The organism is Aeoliella sp. (genome assembly GCF_965227375.1).
Classification (GTDB): domain Bacteria; phylum Planctomycetota; class Planctomycetia; order Pirellulales; family Lacipirellulaceae; genus Aeoliella.
Genome location: NZ_CBDDFX010000002.1, coordinates 1,801,596 through 1,820,878 on the forward strand (window position 1 = coordinate 1,801,596; position 19,283 = coordinate 1,820,878).

A 19,283-nucleotide genomic window follows, 5' to 3' on the forward strand; every position below is an offset into this window, starting at 1 on the left:
AGTTGACTGGAAGGCACACCGACGAGTGCATGTCACACGCATCTCTCCGTTGGCATTGCAGTCAAATACTTCGATGGCTTCCCGCCTGTTACGGGGCGTGTTTTTTGCCAAACGTTCTGCGCATTAGTTCGTTGTTCGAAGTAGATACTTCCGCGAAGATGGACGGTTGTGAACAAGTCAGCAGCACAGTTCGGGCAGTCTGCGATCTTGGAGAGTTAGCTATTCAAACAAGTGCTTTGGTCGGTGAGGCAAGAACTCGCGATATCATACCCATGGTAGAGTTGGAGCAAACTGCCACTTCGGCCATCGTCCCTGCTTGCTTCCAAATCCTGGCGACTGGTATTGTGTGCAGTGCGCTAACTATTGAATGAATTCTGTACCCCACCCAATCAACATGCTTCCCCAACTTCAGTGGGGACACGACTCATGATCGAGCGACCACGGCTCTCGAGTTTTATCCACGGTCGGGAGCATTCCTCCTCGAACGACGAGTCGCTATCCACTTACTACCCTGCTAAGAATCGAAAGATTTGCGATTTCGACGTTGCGCTGGATGCGGAATTGCAGGCGGCTGTGGCTTCGGCCTCTGATGGACAGCGAAAGTGGGCGTCCTATCCTGGATCTCAGCGTGGGCGAATCTTGCAACGCGCGGCGGCGCTGTTGAGAGACCGCAATGATGAACTGGCCGAACTTGAAGTTTACGATACTGGTAAACCCATCGCCGAGGCAAAGATAGTCGACGTGCAATCGGGGGCTGATGCGATCGAGTACTTCGCGGGTCTCGCGGCAACCATCAAGGGCGAATTCTGCCAATTAGGAGAAAATTTCGCCTACACACTTCGGGAACCGATTGGCATTGTGGGAGGGATCGGCGCTTGGAACTACCCTTTGCAGATCGCATGCTGGAAAGCTGCGCCGGCCCTGGCCGCAGGCAACGCGATGATCTTTAAACCGAGCGAATTGACTCCCCTCACGGCCATCGAACTTGCCAAGACTTTCCGAGACGCTGGGGTACCAGACGGAGTCTTCAATGTCGTGCTGGGAGACCATCGCACTGGCGAACTGCTTGTCAAGCATCCGCGAATTCGAAAAATCTCGCTCACCGGCGGTGTTTCGACAGGCAAGAGAATCATGTCGTCCGCAGCCGGCGAGCTGAAGCAGTTGACTTTCGAGCTCGGTGGAAAGTCTCCCCTCATCGTCTTCGAGGATGCGAACTTGGACAATGCTGTCAAGGCAACGCTTTTGGCCAATTTCTATACGCAGGGCGAGATCTGCTCCAACGCCACTCGGGTGTTCGTGCACGAGTCGGTTAAGCCGAAGTTTTTGGAGAAACTACTGGCAGCCACCGAAATTCTGAAGGTAGGCGACCCACTCGATCACAGTACAGACGTTGGGTCCTTGGTCAGTCCGGAGCACATGCAGCGGGTCCTGGAGTACATCGCACTCGGGTTGCAGGAAGGTGCAGTCCTGCGCTCTGGAGGCACGCAAGTGGGAACTCTGGGCAACTTTGTTGCTCCAACTGTTTTCGATCAATGCCACGACGAGATGACGATTTCTCGCGAAGAGATATTCGGACCTGTCTTGTGCCTGTTTACGTTCCAGTCCGAAGAGGAAGTGATCTGCCGTGCAAATGATACCGAGTATGGCTTGGCCGCCGGAGTCTTCACACAGGATCTAAATCGAGCCCATCGGGTTATTGCGCAACTACAAGCTGGAACTTGCTGGATAAACACCTATAACATTACCCCGGTCGAAATCCCCTTCGGTGGATACAAGAAGTCTGGTTTTGGGCGCGAGAATTCCGAATGGGCGCTGCAGCACTACACGCAGCTTAAGTCGGTTTACGTCGAAACGGGAGATCTTTGATTGCGGTACGACTTCATCATTGTAGGAGGCGGATCGGCTGGATGCGTATTGGCCAACCGCTTAAGCGAAGACCCCAACACCCGAGTGTTGGTTCTCGAGGCGGGACGGCCGGACTACTGGTGGGATGTCTTCATCCACATGCCTGCCGCGCTCACTATTCCTATTGGCAACAAGAATTACGATTGGTGCTACGAGTCCGATCCCGAGCCGCACATGCATGGTCGCCGTATTTATCATGCACGGGGGAAGGTATTGGGGGGGTCGAGCAGCATCAACGGCATGATCTTCCAACGCGGTAATCCTATGGACTACGAGCGTTGGGCGAACGATGCCGGCATGAGCCACTGGGACTACGCGCACTGCCTGCCGTACTTCAAAAAAATGGAAAGCTGCTCGGCAGGCGGAGACCCCTACCGCGGGGTCGAGGGGCCGCTAACTCTGGAACGCGGACCCGGCGTAAATCCACTCTTTGCTGCTTTTTTCGCGGCGGCCGAGCAGGCTGGTCACTCGACCACCAAAGACGTCAACGGTTTCAAGCAGGATGGATTCTCCCTGTTCGACCGCAACATCAATCGCGGGCGACGCTGGAGCGCCGCCCGAGCGTATCTGCATCCTGTGATGCATCGCAGGAATCTAACAGTGAAGACCCGCGTCCAGGTTTCTCACTTGTTGGTTTCAGGGAATCGCGTGGCGGGTGTCCAATGTCGTGACAGTCAATACACGGCGGGCGAAGTGATACTTGCAGCTGGTGCGATCAATTCGCCGCAGCTCTTGCAGCTCTCCGGGATTGGGAATGCCTCGGAGTTGGAAAAACTTGGCATCCGAGTGGCTCATCACCTGCCCGGTGTAGGTGAGAACCTGCAGGACCACCTTGAAGTGTACATCCAGCATCAGTGCAATCAGCCGGTGTCGATGAATCCGTATCTTAAGTGGTATCGCAAGCCCGGCTTAGGGATGCAGTGGCTACTGTTTCGCAGCGGTGCCGCCTCGACCAATCACTTTGAAGCGGGAGGATTCATCTGCAGCAACGAAAGCGTGACCTACCCCAACCTGATGCTTCACTTCTTGCCCTTGGCTGTTCGCTACGATGGTTCGGTTCCGCACAGCACGCATGGCTACCAGGTGCACGTCGGCCCAATGTATTCGGATGCGAGAGGTTCTGTATCGATCACGTCAGACGATCCGACATCCAAGCCGCGACTGCGTTTTAACTATCTGTCGACCGACCAGGATCGACGCGAATGGGTTGAAGCCATTCGAGCCACGCGAGCGATTCTCGCTCAGCGGGCTTTCGATCCGTTCAACGGAGGCGAGATCTCTCCGGGCCCTGGTATAAATACGGACGATGAAATCCTCGATTGGGTTCGCAGAGATGCAGAGACAGCCCTGCATCCCAGTTGCACCTGCAAAATGGGTGTCGATGAGATGTCAGTGGTCGATCCTGAGACATTCATGCTGCACGGGTTGAGTGGTATTCGGATCGTGGACGCATCTGTGATGCCCTACATCACCAACGGCAACATCTATGCCCCCGTCATGATGATTGCAGAAAAGGCGAGCGACGCCATTCTAGGGAATAAAGCCTTGCCTGCAGAAGACGTCGGCTTTTTCCGACGCGATGTCCGAACGAATTCCAGCATCGAGAAGGTTACGTCTTAGCATGCAAAATGTCGAAGACCTACGAATCTGGGTGATTGACGACTCGCCATGCGATGCGTGCTGCGAACGACTGGGCGATGCACGGCATCTCGCCGACAGCATGGGTTGCAGGGTGGGAGTACTGCTGATGCGAGGCAGCGAGCAGCAGGCAGAGCGAATGATCCAGGGTGGGGCGGATCTGGTAGTACTGGCTGAAGCTGGCGGCGATGATCATTCGGTTAGCGTTGAGCAGAAAATTCGCATTGCCCAGGAGGTCATGTTACACGTACCACCGGTATTAGTGTTTGCCGGTGGCGACCCGGCCTCTCGCGAATGGGCAGCACTGCTTGCCGCCGAACAATCTTGGCGATTTGTCAGCCCCGCACTACTGGTTGCTTGGCAAGATGGCTGGATTGCAATCACTCGTCTCGACCACACGGGGAAGCGTGCATGCCAAGTGATGGTAGAGTCGAGCCAACCGGTTGTAATCACTATGAATCCTGGCGTGGCGGAGCCCCGCTCGGGGCAAGCCGAACGCACTGGGCAGTGGCTGAAGCTCAAATTGCCACAGGCTACCGAACTTCCGCCCCCTTCGCACACGATAGCTGCTGACCCAGCGACAGTTGACATTCGTTACGCCAGTCGGCTCGTCGCTGGCGGCTACGGACTGGGTAGCAAGGCCGGGTTCGATCTCCTTCATCGCTTCGCCAACAAACTCGGCGCGGGGGTCGCTGCGAGTCGCAAGGCTGTGGATATGGGGTGGATTGGGCACGAGCGGCAGGTCGGCCAGACAGGCAAAACGGTTGAACCCGATTTGTATATCGCTTGCGGAATCAGCGGGGCTAGCCATCACCTACAGGGCATGGCGCAAGCCAAGCAGGTAATTGCGATCAATACCGACGGCGACGCACCCATCATGGCATCGGCTCATCTGGGGCTGGTTGCCGACCTGCACGACGTTCTCGAGCATTCACTGCGGAGGCTGGAAGCTCGATGAACGACGCCATGTTGCAAACTCGACAGATCATGGGAAATGTACCCGCATGGTTGGTAGTGAGCTTCTACGTTGCGGTGACGCTGGCAATCGTGTGGACGTGCTTCGCTTTGGTGCAGCGAATACGTCGGTACCGAAGCAGCCGCAAGGTCCAAGCGGGCAGGGTGCCTCGGGCGCTAGCTGATTTGCTCAAGCGGGCGTTCTTTCATCGCAAGCTGATGCAGGATCCCTTTGCCGGTGTGGCTCACCTGTTAGTGTTCTACGGATTCCTGGTGTTGTTTTGGGGAACCTGTCTAGTGTTCCTCGAGCACGACACTCCGCTTCATTTCTACTACGGTCGTTTCTACCAGATCGCGTCCTTGATTATTGACCTCGGTGGGCTGGCGTTTGTCACCGGCTTGCTGATGTTCATCTACCGCCGGTTATTTGGAGAGACAAGCCGCCTGTTGAAAAGGGCCTACGTAAGTGCATTGGCTTGGCTTCTATTGGCGATTGGAATAAGCGGCTTCTTGCTCGAAGGTTCGAGAATAGCGGTCGACCAACCCGCCTTCGAAAGATGGAGCATAGTTGGCTACTTCATTGCCAATGGTCTCAACACCATAGGCGTAGCCGGAGACTCCGCGCTACGCATGCACCGGCTGTTGTGGGGGCTGCACGCAGGTTTGTGTGTTGCCTTTTTCGCGCTGTTGCCGTGGCGGTTCTTTTCGCACATGCTCCTTGGGCCAATCAGTTGGGTGCTTCGGTCCGAGTCACCGCGCACGTCGCTGCAGGTGGTTCCACTGACCGATCCTGCGCAGAACCAGGCCTCGCCCGGAGCATCATCCTGGCAAGAGCTAACGTGGTTGGACCTGGTGCAAGCAGATGCTTGCACCACTTGTGGCCGGTGCAATGAAGTCTGTCCGGCAAAAAGTGCCGGTAAACCACTCCAGCCGCGCGATGTTGTCCTGGGTGTCCGTGAGGCAATGCGCAGTGAAGGTGCTCTTGTGAACTCCAACGGTGGCGAAAGCACAATAAGCATCGACGACGATGTGATATGGTCGTGCACCACTTGCAGCGCGTGCAACGAAGCTTGTCCCGTAGGCATCGACATCTACAACAAGATCGTCGATTTGCGCCGTGGTCGGGTTGAGGCGGGCGCCGTGCCTACCGCAGCGGTTGATTGCTTTGACGGCACTGCCGAGCGGTATAATCCTTTCAATAGGCCCAATGCCGATCGTATGAACTGGGCGGCCGGCCTCGACGTGCCGGTCGCCGCGCCCGATCAACAGATCAAACTGCTCTACTGGGTTGGCTGTTCTGGAAGCTTCGACCCGGATGGCCAGGGCGTCAGCCGTGCCATGACAAAAATCCTCAATCACCTGGGGATAGACTACCACGTGCTGGGCAATCGCGAACGCTGCACCGGGGACCCAGCAAGACGTATGGGGGAGGAAGGTCTATTCCAGCAACTTGCCACACTCAATGCGCGCCAGTTGGGTAAACATGGAGTAGTCAGGGTGTTGACCCAATGCCCGCATTGTTTTAACAGCTTTCGCAACGAGTACCCAGAACTACTTGATGTTCCCTTCGCAGTGGAGCACCATAGTCAGTTTCTCGAGCGAATGATCGCCGAAGGTAAACTCAGCCTGACGGCGGGAGTCCAGAAAAACACCACTTTTCACGATCCCTGCTACCTCGGTCGTGGCAACGGAGAGGTCGAGTCGCCGCGAAAGGTCCTTGAGGCCATCAATGGCGTAAACAACGTGGAAATGCCCCGTCACGGGCGCAACTCGTTCTGCTGTGGAGCCGGCGGTGGTAGCCTGTGGTTGGACATCCGAGGCGATGAGCGAATCGAAAATCAGCGGAGCCTAGAAGCGGCTAGCACAGGTGCCGACACGGTCGTCACCGGGTGTCCGTTCTGTAAAGTGATGCTTCGGGCGGGGTGCCAGACTCTCCCCGATGACAATATGGAAGTATTGGATTTGGCCGAATTAATCGTGCAAGCCGAGGGTCTCTGATGGGACTCTTAATTGTTGTTTGGTGCTTGCCACCTTCAGGAGATTGAGGAACATGAAGGCGAACTCTTATTCAGAAGATCACCTCAATGGCAGTGAGTGTGCCTACTTGGATCCCGAAACCTATCGTTTGACACGTCTACCGGTCGACAAGGCTACGACGTTGATACCAGATGCCTACCGGAGCGACGATTTCCACCAGCTCGAGGCACAGCGATTGTGGCACAGGAGCTGGCAGTGTGTAGGCTACGTCAGTCAGGTGCGTGAGCCCGGTGATGTGACCGTGGTGAGTGTTGGTCACGACTCGCTGATGATTGCACGCGACAAGACGAATGAGATTCACGCATTTTACAACGTGTGCCGACATCGGGGTGTCAAACTACTCTCCAAATCGACACATTGCTCGGTGATTCGTTGCCCGTACCATAGCTGGGGGTACAGCCTAGATGGACGCCTGCTCGGCGCACCTTATTTTCAGGGACTAGACGTACCACCTCAGGCACTGGAGCGTTTCCGAAATCGCGCCGAAGCCGAGGGCGACTTCTGTAAGGAAGACCATGGGTTGTTGCCAGTTCGCTTGGATACCTGGGGAGGACTGCTTTTCGTCAATCTTTCGGGCGACGCTCGTCCCCTGGAAGAATGGTTGGGCGACCTGCCGCAGCGTTTTTGTCGCTACCCGCTGGAGGAGCTTCAGTTGGTAAGGCGGAAAGAGTACAAGATCGCAGCGAATTGGAAACTCGTAGCCGAAAACTTCATGGAGTACTATCATCTGCCGACTGTGCACCCTGAGCTGTGCAACGTATCTGGTTTCGACAACCACCATCGGTTCCAGGGGCCCGGGATGTACACCGGCATGTGTACTTCGCCACTGACGGTCGACCCGGAGACGGTTCGCCTTGACTTGCCGGCGTTCAGCGGTCTGAATGCGACTGAGGCGGAGTCAGTCTACTTCATCATGCTGTTTCCCAACATCGCTCTTTGGGTTTTCCCAAACCATCTCCTCACGCTTTTGTTCCGCCCCGAACACACCGCCATAACCCTTGAACATATGGACATGTTGGTGCACCCTTCAATCCTAGAAGATCCCGACAATGAGGAACAGTTGGACCATATCATGGAGTTCTGGGACTTGGTAAATCTGCAGGATGTCGACATCGTTCAACGCGTCCAGCAGGGACTTACGTCGTCAGCTTATCAAGGCGGACGAATGTGCTACGAGTTTGAAGAGCCAGTCCATCGCTTTCAGAACATGGTGATTGATCGCATGCTGGGGATCGAGCACATTCCCCCTGGCGATGCGTGAGAGTCCGTTTCATCCTTCCCTGATTGCCGTGATAGTAAAAACACCTGGGCGTACCGAAATGCATGAACGACCGGAACGCCGTGCCTGGGTTGTTGTGGGCTGCGTCGATGGGTTGCTCAACGCCTCGGATCGCTCTGCCACAACCTTCGCTGTCCAATGCTTCAGCCACGTTACCGTCTGCAATCCAGCTGGCGACGACCCCGCACTGCGTTATGCGCTTGCAGCGGGTTGCACAAGCATCGCGGGCTCGCTCGACGAATGCACTGCGCCGATTTGTTTGATGGGACGTGGCGGAGCTGGCATCGATGGGGAACTGAGTGCGGCGCGCCTGGCCAAGAAGCAGCGCGCGACTCTTATCCTCGATGTCCTGCAAATCGAATGGGCAGGCGATGAGCTTCAAGTGATCCGCGACCTGGGGCGAGGTGCTAGAGAGTGCTATGTCCTCTCGGGGCCTGCTGTACTGATGCTGTCTGAAGACGCTCAGCCGCCCACGTATATCTCCCACTACCGACAGAGTCGCGTTAGCGTCCCCGATGAGTTAGGCACCGACTCTAAAGAGCTCCCGATTGCCTGGGAATCCGTCCGGCTGCGTTCCAAAACCGTTGGGCTGGCAAGCAAAACCGGCGGTGAAGCACGCAGCAGGATGTTCGATGCATTTGGTCTCGATGATTCTTCACCAAGCGACACTCAGCACGTCGTGACAGGCTCCGCCGAGCTATGTGCCGAGCATCTGGTCCGGTTTCTGGCACACCACGGCTTTGTCGCCAGCAGCATTCCCGATGACGGCGAACCGACTTTTGCAAAACTCCCGACAACAGCAACTGACATGCCTTCCGCGAAGCCGATCAATTCCCGAGTTGCAACTGGAGTGCGCGTGCCGCGAAGCGTCAGTCGCAATATGAAAGGTCTACATCGGCGGCCGCAGCGATATGTTAGGCAACAGCATTGCGCGACTGGGAAGCTCCCACGTGGTCCACGTGTTCTTGGCACGCATCGGCCGGCGGGACAACGTGGACCGTTTACCCTATCAGAAAACAGGGATTCACTCGATGGCTGAATTTGAGCATCTGTTTACACCAATCAAGATTGGCCCGCGCACCATTAAGAACCGCATCTGCTGCTCGGGACATGCCGACGCGTTGGCAGAAGATGGCATGCCGGGCGCGCGAGAGACTCGCTACTACGAAGAAAAGGCAATTGGTGGCGTTGGGTTCATGATGTGCTTCGGCTCAGCCAGCGTGCATCCCAGTTCTACGGCTCGCGATTGGAATGGAGTCGAGTTGTTTGACGACCGCGTCATTCCGCATCTTCAAGTGTTTAGTGATACGATGCACAAATACGATGTGCCGGTGTGCTGCCAGATTACGCATCGCGGCCGCCGCGGGCGCAGCATCGACCTTTGGAACCGCATGTACGGGCCAAGCGATGTGCGAGAGCCGAATCACCGTGAGAATCCTCATCCTCTGGAACCAGAGATGATCGACGAAATCGTCGAAGCATTTGCAACTGCAGCTCATCGCCTGCAGCAAGGAGGCTTCGATGGTTGCGAGATCATGGCAAGTCATTGTCACCTAATCGACCAGTTCTGGACACTCAACGCTAACGAACGACATGATAGCTATGGAGCGAACAGTCTAGAGAGCCGAATGAAATTCGGCATTCGCGTCTTGGAGGCCGTGCGAGAACGGGTCGGAAACGACTTTATCATCGGTACGAGAGTAACCGGAGATGATTTGACCGAGAGAGGGCTCGATAACAGTCAGATGCAAGAGATCTGCGGACGCTTGAGCGAGCTAAAACTGCTGGATTACTTCAATGTGATCGGGGGTACGGCTGAAACGTTCGTGGGCGAAGCGGCAGCTGTACCCAACATGGGCTTCAAACTAGGCCTGTATACTTATCTGGCCGCGAGCATTCGCAAGGTCGTTGACGTTCCTGTGATCACGTTCGGACGGATCGTCGACCCTGTGCAAGCCGATAAGATACTGGCGGCGGGGGAAGCAGACATGGTGATCATGAATCGGGCTTTAATTGCCGACCCGCACCTGCCAAATAAAGCACGCATGGAACAACAGGACGATATCCGCCAATGCATGGGTTACAACGAAGGGTGTATTGACCGGATCTACACAGGCCGGGGAGTGACCTGTGTTCAGAATCCGGTGATCGGCCGCGAGGCAGAGTGGGCGACGCTACCACCAACCCAATCTCCGAGGAGGGTCGTCGTCGTTGGAGGCGGACCTGCCGGCTTGGAAGCAGCGCGTGTGGCCGCAGCTCAGGGGCACCACGTAACGTTACTCGAGAAAACCGGCGAACTAGGTGGGCAGACCCTGATCGCCAAACGCGCTCCTTCTAGGCAGGACTTTGATGGCGCGACTCGATGGTCTGGTCGACAGTGCAAAAAACTGGGCGTAGACATTCGCCTGAACACACCGGCGGATGCAAACCAGATTATGGAGCTGAAACCTGATTGTGTGTTGGTTGCCACTGGGGCCGTCGCTCGGCCACACGGACTGGAGGGAACCGAGAACCACCAAATCGTCAGCGCCTGGGACGTGCTTTCTGGCGAATGCAGCGACCTGGGGAAAACGTTGCTTGTGATCGATGAAGAGTACGCTCATCAAGGTCCCACGACGGCCGCATTCCTGCTGGAAAAGGGGCACGAAGTCGATATGATCACCAGCCAGGAAACGATCGCCAACTTCCTCGGCGCGACAACGCGGCCTCCGTTGCTTGCAAGGCTCTTCAAGCAGGGAATCCAGTTCTTTCATCACCTCAAAGCCGTACGGCTCGAAGACAGCTGTTGCATTGCCACCAACGAATGGACAGGCGAACTCTTCCGGGTCGGACCTTACGACGGTTTCGTCTATGCTTACGGTGGCCTTAGCCTTGACGAGTTGTCCGCACCGGTACGCGAGCGGGGAGTCACTGTCCAAACAATCGGAGACGCTTTCGCACCGCGGACATTGCAGCATGCGATCCTGGAGGGACATCAGTTTGCTCGAGCAATCGAGTGAAACAGAGCATTGCTGCATATCTGTGGCATTGATACAAGGTAGCCGGATTCGCAAGAATTCGGAAGCAACTTCTCACGCAAAGGCGCAAAGACGCCAAGGAGTGTTGCGCTGTTGCCTTGCGCCTTCGCTCCTTGGCGTGAGGCAAGTGGCAGCAAGAACCAACGTGAGGCTCCGAATTCTTGCGAATCCGGCTACCTCTCTTTCGGCTGCGACGGCGGCGCGCGCCGCCCTACCCTGCCCCGAACTGCCTCAGGACGATGCCCGCTACGTCGGTATCGGCCATCGGTTGTTCGACGAACACGCCGCGCTCGCTGGAGAGTAGCACGCCTTGTTGCGACTCGTGCCGTACCGGCGCGCCGTGGGAGCCGCGGACTAGAGTGGCGTCGAGCGGAATCCCTTTGGTCGCGGGGTCGAAGAAAAGTTCCACAGGGTCGTAGCCCGGCTTGCGGTGGATGTCCATTTTGCGCGCGTAGTCGGGCGCGCAAGCATTATCGAGCCACCAGTAGTACGCTTGCCAGCTGTTGGGCTCGGAGACCAGCACCACGTCGCCGGCGCGGGGGTGATTCAGTTCGTAGCGGTCGAGCTGGTCGCGCGTCAGCACTTCGGCGATGCCTGGCTCGCGGCGGAAGCGGTCGACGATCTTGCCGATGTGCTCCTCGCCATGGACAAACACGTGCGAATGCTGATGGTCGGCCAAGGCAAACGCGCGACTGCCAGCGAAGTCCAACTGCTCGGTGCCATCGACGTCCGTAAGTGCCAGCAGGCCCAGTTCTCGCAGCACGCGATTGGGATACGTCACGTGATCTACCGGCGAGACCACGTACTCGCTCGCCACCAACCACAGTAGCGACTGGCCATCGTGGATGCGAGCGAACTCGGCGAACAGTCGGCCAAGCTCGGCGTCGAGTTGCTCCAGCGCCATGGCCGCTTCGGGCGAGTCGGGCCCGTTCTTTTGCGTGGCGTAGTCGAGATGCGGAATGTAGATGTACCAGAAGTTGGGCCGATGCTGCTCAGCCGCCCAAATGGCCGACGAGATGATCCACGACGACGAGGGAATGCCAGCGAGCGGTCCCCAGAAATGCTTGAGCGGAAAATGATCGAACGCGTCGCGCAGGTCGCCGTACATCATCTCCGGCCGCGTGTAGCACCACAGCGATTCGCTGCCGTCGGGGTTGTGAATCGGTGCGAACGTGCAAATGTAGTCGGCCCCGCAACCTTTGTTGTTCAAGGCGAACCACATGGCCGAAGTGATTTCCTTGTCGTGCTCATGCAGCAGATCCCACAACTGCGGCCGCTCGATGGCGTCGTTCCACATGGTCCACAACTCCACCTGCCCCGCCTTGTCCTCGCTGCCGGCCGGCGGCGTGTCGCGCCAATAACAACCGTTGGCTACCATGCCATGCTCACTTGGCGGCAGCCCGGTGGTCATGTTCGCCTGCACCGCGCAAGTAACGGCCGGAAAGCCCGCCACCAGCGGCGCGCGATCTCCACCAGCGGTGAGCTGCTTGAGATTCGGCATCCGCGCGACATCTTCGGCTCTTAAACCGGGGATGGATAGTAGGACAACGTGGTCGGACATGGTTAGCTCGGAGGAAGGGTTATCGAAGGGGAACTAGCCACCGTAATAGAGGCAAATGGAACTTGTGTGCTGCCTGCAATGAAAATCGAAGTGTCAGTCTCTAGTGGCTATAGAGGCCATACTAGCAATCTCAGAAAGCGGAATGACCCGAAGTGTGCTTCCATCTACTGCATCAAGATTGCGCGATTGCACTAAATAGAACAACCATTCCCTTGCCTTCTGGTCACTAAGGAAGGAGCACTCGAGGTGGTCGTTATTAAACCTGAATTCCCAATTCTCAACTCGAATTGAATCCCCATCGCAGAACCTGATTGCAGACTCCAAAAGCTCGTTCTCGTATAGTGGCTGCTTTACTTTGGGATATGCCAAGCCAGTCTCTCCATCAACGTCCGCTTCGGCGAAGCTGTCGTCATGAGCGAAATGACCGATATAGAAGAGGAGTCGGTATGCCATAACCGGTTCTCAACTTTCAAGGGTAGATTGGAAAGCACAAATCGCGACCGCTTTAAGATTCAGTTCTCAATTGCCGCAGGAATGACAATGACTGTTCGGCCATTTCGGGTCCGATGTGACTGTGGCGTGGAAGCTCAACGGTGACCGGACCTCGGTATTCGATCGCTTGCAGCGCTGCGATCACCGGTGGGAAGTCGATTTCTCCTTCGCCAAACGGCAGGTGTTCGTGTACGCCGGCCCGCATGTCTTCGATGTGGACGTTCTCCAGCCGGTCGCCCCACGTGGTGAGCTGCTCGGCGATCGGCGTTTCGCCCAAGCAGTGCAGGTGGCCGATGTCGATGGTGAGTCGTAGCGAGTCCGCCAGTTCCTGCGGCAAGGCCTCGAGCAACTCGGCGTAGGAAGCCATCGTGTCGATCAAGTGCCCTGGTTCGGGCTCGAACGCCAGCATCACGCCCTGCTTTCTCGCGTGCTCGATCACCGGGCGTAGCGATTCGACCAACCGGCGCAGGTGTTCGCTCCGCGGGGCGTCGTCGGTCGGTGTGCCCGGCCAGAACGACACGCAGTGCGCACCGAGCAGGTTGGCGATATCGACCGACTTGCGCAGCATGTTCACCCGCCGCAGCCGGTCGCCTTCTTCCGGCGAGAGCATCGTCGGCTGGTGCTTGTGGCGTGGATCGAGCAGATACCGGGCGCCGGTTTCCACAACCGAATTGAGATGGTGCTTTGTCAGCAGCCCGCGGGTTTCGGCAATCTGGCGAGCGAGATCGTCGCCCAGGGGATTGATCGTGTGATGATCGAGCGTCACGGCGATGGCCGAGTAGCCCAGCTCGGCCACGAGCTCAATGGCTGCGGGCAGCGGATGGTCGGCCAGTCCGTTGGTATTGTAGCCCCACTGCATCACGTTACCTTGAACATCTGGCTCAAAAGCATGGCGGGCGCCACGAGCGCGAGCACGGCCAGCGCCCAGTACGGCTCGGCGAAGCCGAGGCAGACCGCCGCGTCGATCACGATGATTGAAAGGATCGCGTAGCCCACCGCCCGCTGCACGTGCTTGGGCCACGGTTGCAGGATGGCGACGATCATCCGCCGCAAAACGGTGCCGGCGACGATGATCCACAGAGCGATCCATCCGTACGGGTGAATCTGCAGGCGGTTGGCGGCCTGCTCTTGCACAAACGGCATCGCGGCAATGAACGCCAGGCCCATCATCGCACCGAAGGCCGACATCGCCAGCAGTTTCGAGTTGCTCTCGGTCGCTTCGCTGCGAGCGAACCAGGAGACGCCCCAAACGAAGATGCCCATGCCGATGGCCGGCAGGATGAGTTGGTCGATCGGCAGAAAGCTCCATTGGATGTGCTCGGCCCCGACGCTCAGGCCCAACAGCACGTTCATGAAGCGGCAACCGCCCATAATCGCTGGGCCGAGCGTGGTGCGTTTGAGGCCAATGTCGTAGGCCACGACCAAGCCGGCGAGCCACCAGCTAATTACTCCCGGTGCTACGGTGGGCGTGATGCGGGAGACGAACCAGCCGGCCGACACCCCGGCGAACAGCAAGCCCCAGCCCAGTAGTCGTGCCGACGACAGCGAAACACGCCCGCTGGGGATTGGTCGCTCGGGACGCTCGCGGCGATCCTCTTCGACGTCGAACAAGTCGTTGAGCACCATGCCCGCCAGGTACAGCAGCACGCTGGTAGCGGTCACTCCCACGGCGGTCCAACCCGGCAGGCCACCGGTCGAGAGGATCATGCCCATCCACACGTTCGACACGGCCGTGAAGACGTTCGCCACGCGCATCAACTCGGCGTAGTTGCGAAGTGTGGAAATGGCTGACATGGCTCTCCGAATACTTGTGGCCTCGCTGGGACCAATGGACCGCTACAGATTGAAACCTTCGACCAGCGGGCTCAAATACTCCATCGCTTCGCGGGCGGCCTGGTCGGGGTCGTCCATGTAGGGATAGAGTTCGACGGTCAGCCAGCCATCGTAGTCGGTCGCCGCGATGGCCGCGAGCGTCGCCCGAAAGTCGATCGCTCCGTGGCCGGGAATCAAGTGCTGGTGCACACGCGAGGCGGCGATGTCTTCCAGGTGGTAGTGCACCGTATGCGGGGCCATCTTCTCCACCCAGTCCTGCGGGTCTTCGCCCACGCAGTAGGCGTGGCCGATGTCGAAATTCAGCCCCACCTGCGGCGAGTCGAGACGGTCGACAAACTCCAGGTACTCGTCGAACTTCTCGATCAACAGCTCCGGCTCAGGCTCAATCAACAGTGGCATCGCCAGGTCGGCCGCGAGCTCCAGGCACGGCATCAGTTCTTCGTAGAAGATGTCGAACGCCTCCGCGCGCGACTGGCTCTCGGCCAGCGGCCCGCCCGGCTCGGTGGTGATGTGCGGCGCGCCGATCTCGGCCGCCAGGCCCAAGGATCGTTTGGTATGTTCGCGGCGGATCGCGCGGTAGTGTGGGTCGGGATCGATCCAACCCGGGTGCCAGTACGGCTGCCGCGGGTCGGCCACGGCGTTCATCATGAACGCGTTGACGTTCGACACGGTGAGCTGGTGCTCGTCGAGCGCCGCGCACAGCGACTCCACCTGCTCGGGCAGCAACCCCGCCGGCCAGGCGTGCGGCACGTCGGCCAGAATCTCGATGCCGGTGTAACCGATCGAAGCAATCCGGCGGATGGTCTCTTCGACCGAATGCTGCAGGTAGGCGTTGGAGCTAAAGGCGAGTTTCATAAGGATTTGGTTTGCGTGATGGAGTGCCTCAGGTGAGAAATCTGAATCTAGCCACGGATGGACACGGATGAAACACGGATATTGGAGAGATCTTTGGAACACTAATCGACGCTAATCAAATTCAATCAGTGTTTGTTAGCGTCGATTAGCATTCCAAAGTTAGACAGGGCATTATTTGGCTGGGTAAGTACAGTTCCTATTGTGAGTCTCTGAATTGCAATCCCCCTTCTTAATCCGTGTTTCATCCGTGTTCATCCGTGGCTCAGTAAAAATTCGCTTCCTTATCTCTCAGCTATGACTCGCCTGGCGACGATGGCGATGCGTTTTTCCAGTACGCGCGTTATCAGCAGCGTGGCGTGCTCGTCGCCTTTGAGTTTCAGGTCTTTGCGGAGCGACTCGGGCGAGAGCTTTACCGCGCGGTGTTTGATCTCGAGTTGGCCGATGCCGCGCTGGCGGAGGTAGGCCGATAGTCTCTTGATGTTCAGCGGCACCACGTCGAGCACCTCGAACGTCGTCCACGCCGGATCGATTTTCATTGCGTCGGCCGACAAGTAGCCCGTGGTGCTGGAAAAAGTCCACCATCCATGCTCGTTTGCCAGGTTGCCTACCAGGTCGCTCGCCAATACGGCCGCATCGGGCTCCATGACGTAGCGGCCAACGCGATCGTCGGCGTCGGGCTGCTGGTCGCCGGTGCCGGTGGCGCTTGCCAAGGCGCGCACTCCGCGGCCGTCGACCTCCAGGACCGTCGCCCGCCGCCTGCCGGGCTGTGTCGCCAGGTCGCCGAACCAGGCGACCAGTTGTTTGCACTCGCCGGAGCGGCTGATCCATTCTAGTTCACCACCCTCGGCCCAGCGAGCCGGCGGCTGGCACGCTGGGGCGAGCTTCACCGCGGCATTCGGGTTGGCCGCCAGCATGGCGTCGATTGTCGCGTCGGACGGTTCGTGCAACTCGGCATGCGTGGTGCGCCCTCCCTCCGGTCGGCGATCGGGATCGATATGCCAGGCGCCGCATTGCTGCAGATCGAGAGAATCGGCACCCACCGTTTTGGCGACGACTTGCGTTTCGACTCCGTTCTCCATCAGATTTCGCGCAGCGAAGGCAGTCATCGTCGGCGAGCGATCGACGAGCGTCAGCTCGCGCGCCACATCGGCCAGCCCCAACGCATCGCCGCCGATGCCGCAGCACAGATCGGCCACCAGGTCGCGGCCAACGAATCGCTGCGCTTTGTAGCGGGCGATCCACTCGTCGCTCGACTGCTCGAAGCCCACGCGGGTGAAGAACATTCGCTCGGCGGCCGTGAACTTCTGAGCGGCCCGCTGTCGCAACTCGGCAAGTTCCATCAGGCGGTGCGCTTGCTCGGCAGAGAGGTGTTTTCGCAGTCGCGTGGCAATTTGGTGCGTCGGTTGATCCGCCGTGCGCAACTCGTCCAGCCACTTGGCAGCTTCGTCGCCGAGTAGCCACTCGTCCAGCGGGTCGGGCGGTTGGTGGCTCATGCGGGGCTCAAGGTTTGCGCAATCGGGTGGATCGTTAGCGGGCGGAGGCCGCGTCGAGTCGGTTCTGCGAGTTACATCGGCAGCGAGCAAACTCGGCAAGCACAGCCGGCAGGACTGCCGAATATGAGGATAGTGCTGCGTTGTTTGTGTCGTGTTATTGGTTCGAAGCGAGAGCGAAACTCATGCCCCGTCCTGTCATGTTAGCCGGTTTGCTCGGAGCCGCGGTAGGCGTGCCCTACGTGGTGGACCATTCGGCCGAGTGGCAGCAGAGCTTCACGCAGTCGCAGCCCGCCGCAGAGCAGTCAGCCGACCAGGCCGCGGTGCAGACGCCAAAGTTCACGATGCCTCCGCCGATGCAGCCTTCGAGCCCCGGCGATCACCTCTACACCAGCCCGGTGCCGCTCGAGGGCATGCCGACTTACTCACTGGCCGAAGTGCTACGGTGGGACATCAACAAAGAGTGGATTTATCAACGCTGGGCCCGCAAGTCGACCGGTTTGGCCGAACCCGAGCTGTTCGGCATTCGCGTGCCGCTGGTGAGTGGCACCCGCATGACCGATGTGGCAGGGTCGTTGACGTACTACTTCGACAAGCAGGGCATGGTGCAGAAGATTCGCCTGGTGGGTAAGACGGCTGATACCACTGAGCTTGTGAACCTGCTCGCCTCGCGGTACGCCTTGCGCCCCGCACCGCCGCTAGTGGCGGGCGAGCAACTGTTCCGCGTCGATCGCGACGGATTGGTGGAGAGCGAGCTGCGAACCCAGCCCGAGTCGGTGCTGTGGGTGACCTCGCCGCACAGCAGTTTTTCGGTCGATCTGGAACTCAATCGCCCTGGTTCGGGGTTTTTCGTGCGGAGGCCGATGCCAAAGCTGCAGGCGGTCGACCTGCCATCGGATCAGCCCAAGCCGCTGTTTGGCGAGCAGCAAGGCGAAACGACCGCTGTCTTTCCGGGCGAATCGGTCGTGCCCTCCAACGGCAAGGTGCCCGCCGAGCAGGCTTCGGCAACCAGCAAGGCGGCTCACCAGTCGAGTGTGCCGCCGAAGTTGCCCAAGCCGGTTCTCCGCTGGCCAAATTAGTCGCATCGGGAGGGAGGCGGCGAGGCCCACTCATGTTATGCTGCGAAGCATGAATCGAACCTCGATCCGCCCATGCCCGCCAGAGTTGCATCGCCAGGCGCTGGAACTGGTGCTGCAGGAAGTGACGCCGCAGTTGCGGAGTGGCTTGGTCGACGTGCTGCGACCCACCGCGGAAAAGGGCATCGACGTGTTCGCGGGCCTGGTGATTGCCGAAGCCGACGGCCAACTGGTGGGAGCATCGTGGTTGCAGCCCCAGGTCGGCCGAACGGCCACGCTGTGGTTGCCCATCACCCGCCCGGCGCAACAAGGCGAAACCGAACGCCAGTTAGCTATCGCGGCCGTCAACAGTTCCCAAGAACTCCCGGTCGATCTAGTGCAGGTGTTGCTCGACGAGGAGAACGCGCGCTACGTTCCGCTGCTGGATGAACTGCAGTTCGAGAAGCTGGCGCAGTTGGAGTACCTGATGCACGCGGTGCCGCGTCGGTATCTCGGCGATCTGGATCCGGATGTTGTGCTCGACTCGCCCGCCATGGATCAGCGCGAGCTGTTGGAACAACTCGTGAAGTCGACGTACGAACAAACGCTCGACTGCCCGGGACTCGAAGGGCGACGCCATATCGGCGATGTGCTTTCCGGATATCAGTCCGTGGGGGAGTACGATCCGCAAATGTGGTACATCGTCCGCTGGAAGTCGGAACCGGTCGGCGTGTTACTCACTGCGCCTTATCCAGACGGCGAGCAGTGGGAAATTGTCTACGTCGGTGTGGCCCCCCGTTTTCGCGGGCAGCAACTAGGGCGGAAGATCCTTGCCCATCTTGGCTCGCTTGCCGCCAAGCGCCGTGTCGATTACATCGTCGTGGCCGTCGATTCGGCGAACACTCCGGCGTTGCGGATTTACGAACAAGCAGGCTACGCCCGGTGGGCCGAACGCACCGCTTACATTCGGTCGATTGAGGAAGACCATGCAGGCTAGAATAGCTGCGCAATCTATCCTGGCAGGCCGCCGGCGACAGAAAATCTTCTCTTCCCGCGGCCGCAACATGTTTTCCACGGCCCGGAATTGGCTTCGAAAAAAAAATCTCGCGGTCAGTTTGGAGGAGTGGATGGTTAATTCTCGATGAATTTTGAGCGCACCGCACCCAC

14 protein-coding genes are annotated in these 19,283 nt (G+C 58.5%); 9 read left to right on the forward strand and 5 right to left on the reverse strand.

Going from position 1 to position 19,283, the window contains the following annotated elements:
* Positions 1 to 426 precede the first annotated feature (426 nt).
* From betB to ACQK2L_RS20205, 7 genes are read left to right on the forward strand one after another with little or no spacing between them, the layout of a single operon-like run.
* Positions 427 to 1,866 carry a betaine-aldehyde dehydrogenase gene (gene betB, locus ACQK2L_RS20175; protein ID WP_425398846.1) on the forward strand — a complete coding sequence of 480 codons (1,440 nt, stop codon included), beginning with the start codon at positions 427 to 429 and terminating at the stop codon, positions 1,864 to 1,866.
* On the forward strand, positions 1,867 to 3,525 hold the full coding sequence (betA, locus tag ACQK2L_RS20180) for a choline dehydrogenase (protein WP_425398847.1): 1,659 nt from the start codon (positions 1,867 to 1,869) through the stop codon (positions 3,523 to 3,525).
* 1 nt (position 3,526) lies between these two features.
* Positions 3,527 to 4,501 carry an electron transfer flavoprotein subunit alpha/FixB family protein gene (locus ACQK2L_RS20185; RefSeq protein WP_425398848.1) on the forward strand — a complete coding sequence of 325 codons (975 nt, stop codon included), beginning with the start codon at positions 3,527 to 3,529 and terminating at the stop codon, positions 4,499 to 4,501.
* Positions 4,498 to 6,495, forward strand: coding sequence for a (Fe-S)-binding protein (locus tag ACQK2L_RS20190; RefSeq protein ID WP_425398849.1), 1,998 nt, complete (start codon positions 4,498 to 4,500; stop codon positions 6,493 to 6,495). Before ACQK2L_RS20185 ends, ACQK2L_RS20190 begins: the two co-directional genes overlap by 4 nt.
* A gap of 52 nt (positions 6,496 to 6,547) precedes the next feature.
* Entirely contained in the window at positions 6,548 to 7,795 is a 1,248-nt protein-coding gene (locus tag ACQK2L_RS20195; RefSeq protein WP_425398850.1) for an aromatic ring-hydroxylating oxygenase subunit alpha, read from the forward strand.
* Between the two features lie 58 nt (positions 7,796 to 7,853).
* On the forward strand, positions 7,854 to 8,852 hold the full coding sequence (locus ACQK2L_RS20200; protein ID WP_425398851.1) for a hypothetical protein: 999 nt from the start codon (positions 7,854 to 7,856) through the stop codon (positions 8,850 to 8,852).
* Complete coding sequence (locus ACQK2L_RS20205) at positions 8,779 to 10,812, forward strand: FAD-dependent oxidoreductase (RefSeq protein WP_425398852.1); 2,034 nt, start codon at positions 8,779 to 8,781, stop codon at positions 10,810 to 10,812. The genes ACQK2L_RS20200 and ACQK2L_RS20205 overlap by 74 nt, the downstream gene beginning before the upstream one ends.
* 229 nt (positions 10,813 to 11,041) lie before the next feature.
* Here the strand turns inward: ACQK2L_RS20205 and ACQK2L_RS20210 are convergent, their stop codons facing one another.
* From ACQK2L_RS20210 to ACQK2L_RS20230, 5 genes are all read right to left on the reverse strand, one after another.
* Positions 11,042 to 12,391, reverse strand: a complete 1,350-nt coding sequence (locus ACQK2L_RS20210; RefSeq protein ID WP_425398853.1) for an alkaline phosphatase family protein — start codon at positions 12,389 to 12,391, stop codon at positions 11,042 to 11,044.
* A 505-nt stretch (positions 12,392 to 12,896) separates the two neighbouring features.
* Entirely contained in the window at positions 12,897 to 13,742 is an 846-nt protein-coding gene (locus ACQK2L_RS20215; RefSeq protein ID WP_425398854.1) for a sugar phosphate isomerase/epimerase family protein, read from the reverse strand.
* The gene (locus ACQK2L_RS20220) at positions 13,742 to 14,677 is read right to left on the reverse strand and encodes a UbiA family prenyltransferase (protein ID WP_425398855.1); all 936 of its coding nucleotides are present in this window, start codon (positions 14,675 to 14,677) and stop codon (positions 13,742 to 13,744) included. The genes ACQK2L_RS20215 and ACQK2L_RS20220 overlap by 1 nt, the downstream gene beginning before the upstream one ends.
* Before the next feature lie 42 nt (positions 14,678 to 14,719).
* A complete protein-coding gene (locus ACQK2L_RS20225) occupies positions 14,720 to 15,571 on the reverse strand; it encodes a sugar phosphate isomerase/epimerase family protein (protein ID WP_425398856.1) in 852 nt (283 codons plus the stop codon).
* A gap of 281 nt (positions 15,572 to 15,852) precedes the next feature.
* A complete protein-coding gene (locus ACQK2L_RS20230) occupies positions 15,853 to 17,064 on the reverse strand; it encodes a class I SAM-dependent methyltransferase (RefSeq protein ID WP_425398857.1) in 1,212 nt (403 codons plus the stop codon).
* 182 nt (positions 17,065 to 17,246) lie between these two features.
* On the opposite strand from ACQK2L_RS20230, the gene ACQK2L_RS20235 reads away from it, so the two are divergent.
* Both ACQK2L_RS20235 and ACQK2L_RS20240 read left to right on the forward strand, forming a co-directional pair.
* A complete protein-coding gene (locus ACQK2L_RS20235) occupies positions 17,247 to 18,140 on the forward strand; it encodes a DUF6690 family protein (protein ID WP_425398858.1) in 894 nt (297 codons plus the stop codon).
* Between the two features lie 49 nt (positions 18,141 to 18,189).
* Entirely contained in the window at positions 18,190 to 19,113 is a 924-nt protein-coding gene (locus ACQK2L_RS20240; protein WP_425398859.1) for a GNAT family N-acetyltransferase, read from the forward strand.
* Positions 19,114 to 19,283 lie beyond the last annotated feature (170 nt).